Here is a 2,473-nt window from a genome sequence, read left to right as displayed (position 1 = left end):
GGCACGGCGAGGGCCGAGGCCGCCGGCAGCGTGGCCGGCGCGGCCGGCACGCCTTCCTCGTTCGCCTCGCCCGACTCGCGCCGCGTACGGAATTCGACCAGCGTCTTGATCGCCAGCGTCAGCAGCGCCAGCAGCGTCAGCAGCGAGGCCACCGCGAAGGCCGCGACGAAGTTGTATTCGTTGTAGAGAATCTCGACGTGCAGCGGCATCGTGTTGGTCAGCCCGCGGATATGGCCCGACACCACCGACACCGCGCCGAACTCGCCCATCGCCCGCGCATTGCACAGGATCACGCCATACAGCAGGCCCCAGCGGATATTGGGCAGCGTCACGCGCCAGAAGGTCTGCCAGCCCGACGCGCCGAGCACGATCGCCGCCTCCTCTTCCTCGGTGCCCTGCGCCTGCATCAGCGGAATCAGCTCGCGCGCGACAAAGGGAAACGTCACGAAGACGGTCGCCAGCACGATGCCCGGCACCGCGAACAGGATGCGGATATCGTGCTCGGCCAGCCACGGTCCGAACCAGCCCTGCGCGCCGAACAGCAGCACATAGATCAGGCCCGAGATCACCGGCGACACCGAGAACGGCAGGTCGATCAGCGTGGTCAGCAGGCTCTTGCCGGGGAATTCGAACTTGGCGATGGCCCAGGCCGCGGCAACACCGAATACCAGGTTCAGCGGCACGGCGATCGCCGCGACCGTCAGCGTCAGCCGGATCGCGGACAGCGCGTCCGGCTCGACCAGCGCGCTCCAGTAGGCGTTCAGGCCCTGGCGCAGCGCCTCGTAGAACACCGCGGCCAGCGGCACGAACAGGAACAGCGTCAGGAACAGCGCGGCGATCGCGACCAGCGTGCGGCGCACCCACGGCGCCTCGGCGGTGGCGTCATGCACCGGCGTCACCGGCAGCGCGCGTGCCGCGCCCAGCGGAAGAGAGCCGGCCATCTCAGAAATCTCCGGCCGCGGTCAGCGAACGCGATGCGCCCGCCGCATCGTCGTCGCGCCCCTGCGCCGGGGCCGGGCGGCCGCCGTTCTGGCGGCGCCGGGACCAGGCCTGCAAGCCGTTGATCAGCAGCAGCAACGCGAACGAGATCAGCAGCATCACCACCGCCACCGCGGTGGCGCCGGCATAGTCGTACTGCTCGAGCTTGGCGTAGATCATCAGCGGCGCGATCTCCGACACCATCGGCATGTTGCCGCTGATGAAGACGACGGAGCCGTACTCGCCGGTGGCGCGTGCGAAGGCCAGCGCAAACCCGGTCAGCAGCGCCGGCGCGATCGCGGGCAGGATCACGCGGCCAAAGGTCTGCCAGCGCGTCGCGCCCAGGCTCGCCGCGGCCTCTTCGAGCTCGCGCTCCAGTTCCTCGAGCACCGGCTGCACCGTGCGCACGACGAACGGCAGGCCGATGAAGGTCAGCGCGATCACCACGCCCAGCGGGGTGAACGCGACCTTGATGCCGAGCGGCTCGAGCCAGCGGCCGATCCAGCCGTTGCCGGCGAACAGCGCGGTCAGCGCGATGCCGGCCACCGCGGTGGGCAGCGCGAACGGCAGGTCGACCAGCGCATCGACCAGGCGCCGGCCGGGAAAGCGGTAGCGCACCAGCACCCAGGCCACCACCAGGCCGAACACGGTATTGACGATCGCTGCGATCAGCGAGGCGCCGAAGCTCAGCTTGTAGGCGGCCAGCACCCGCGGCGCGGTGACGATGGCCCAGAAGCTGTCCCAGCTCAGCGTGAACGCCTTCAGGAAGGCGGCCGCCAACGGGATCAGCACGATCAGCGTCAGGTACAGCAGCGTGAAGCCGAGCGACAGGCCGAAGCCCGGCAGCACCGTATGGCGGGCGCGCAGCGGTCCGGGCAGCCGCCGCGGAAAGGTCGGCGCCGCTGGCACGGTATCGGTCAATGGCAAGGTGGCAGGCATGGTGTCGGATGCGAAGGCCGGCGAACGCGACGTTGCGCACCACGTGGGGCGGGCGCTCGGCGTGCGATCGACGTGCAATGGGCGCCGCCGGCGCGCCTGTGCGCGCAACCGGCAGCGGACCAATAGATTGTGCAGAGCAGCGCTTATATCCAGAACGAATATTTACGCATGTCTTTAGTCGATTCAGATATATGGAACGGTGGGGATCACTTCGAGTGCGGCTTCCCATGCAGTGCAGTGCCTGTCATGCGAGGGGGCGGCACCGCGTGCGTCGATCCTCTGCAGCAGCGTGCCCAGCAATCCCAGCCCCTCCGGCCAACGGCCGAGGCCCGAATCCGCGTTGATGTGACCAAGGCTGCCCGCGTCGTGCAGCTCGCTGCCCCACAGCGTGCCCCAGGTGAAGGCGGTGCGCTGGGCCATCCACGGGTCGTTGCGGCTCGCCACGACCAGCGTCGGGAACGGCAGCCGGAACGTCGGCAGCAGCGGCGCGACGCCGAACTTGTCGGGGTCGGCCGGCGCGACCAGCAGGGCGCCGGCGATGCCGTCCGCGTCGTTC

General features: G+C 69.4%; 3 protein-coding genes. All 3 read right to left on the bottom strand.

What is annotated here, in order from left to right; all coding sequences use genetic code 11:
- Positions 1-941: sulfate ABC transporter permease subunit CysW (gene cysW, locus B551_RS16425; protein WP_023264568.1), on the bottom strand; the 941-nt coding region annotated here is incomplete at its 3' end.
- 1 nt (position 942) lies between these two features.
- The gene (gene cysT, locus B551_RS16420; RefSeq protein WP_052511396.1) at positions 943-1,917 is read right to left on the bottom strand and encodes a sulfate ABC transporter permease subunit CysT; all 975 of its coding nucleotides are present in this window, start codon (positions 1,915-1,917) and stop codon (positions 943-945) included.
- A 183-nt stretch (positions 1,918-2,100) separates the two neighbouring features.
- The coding region (locus B551_RS16415) for an alpha/beta hydrolase (RefSeq protein ID WP_023264566.1) at positions 2,101-2,473 on the bottom strand (373 nt) is incomplete at its 5' end.

It is taken from the genome of Cupriavidus sp. HPC(L), from assembly GCF_000307735.3.
Taxonomy (GTDB): domain Bacteria; phylum Pseudomonadota; class Gammaproteobacteria; order Burkholderiales; family Burkholderiaceae; genus Cupriavidus.
The sequence above is the reverse complement of the archived record's forward strand: the minus strand, read 5'-3'. Positions and strand labels throughout refer to the sequence as shown.

Bases quoted from the DNA above. Each gene is read 5' to 3' on its own strand.
- cysT (WP_052511396.1), bottom strand. From the start codon at position 1,917: ATGCCTGCCACCTTGCCATTGACCGATACCGTGCCAGCGGCGCCGACC.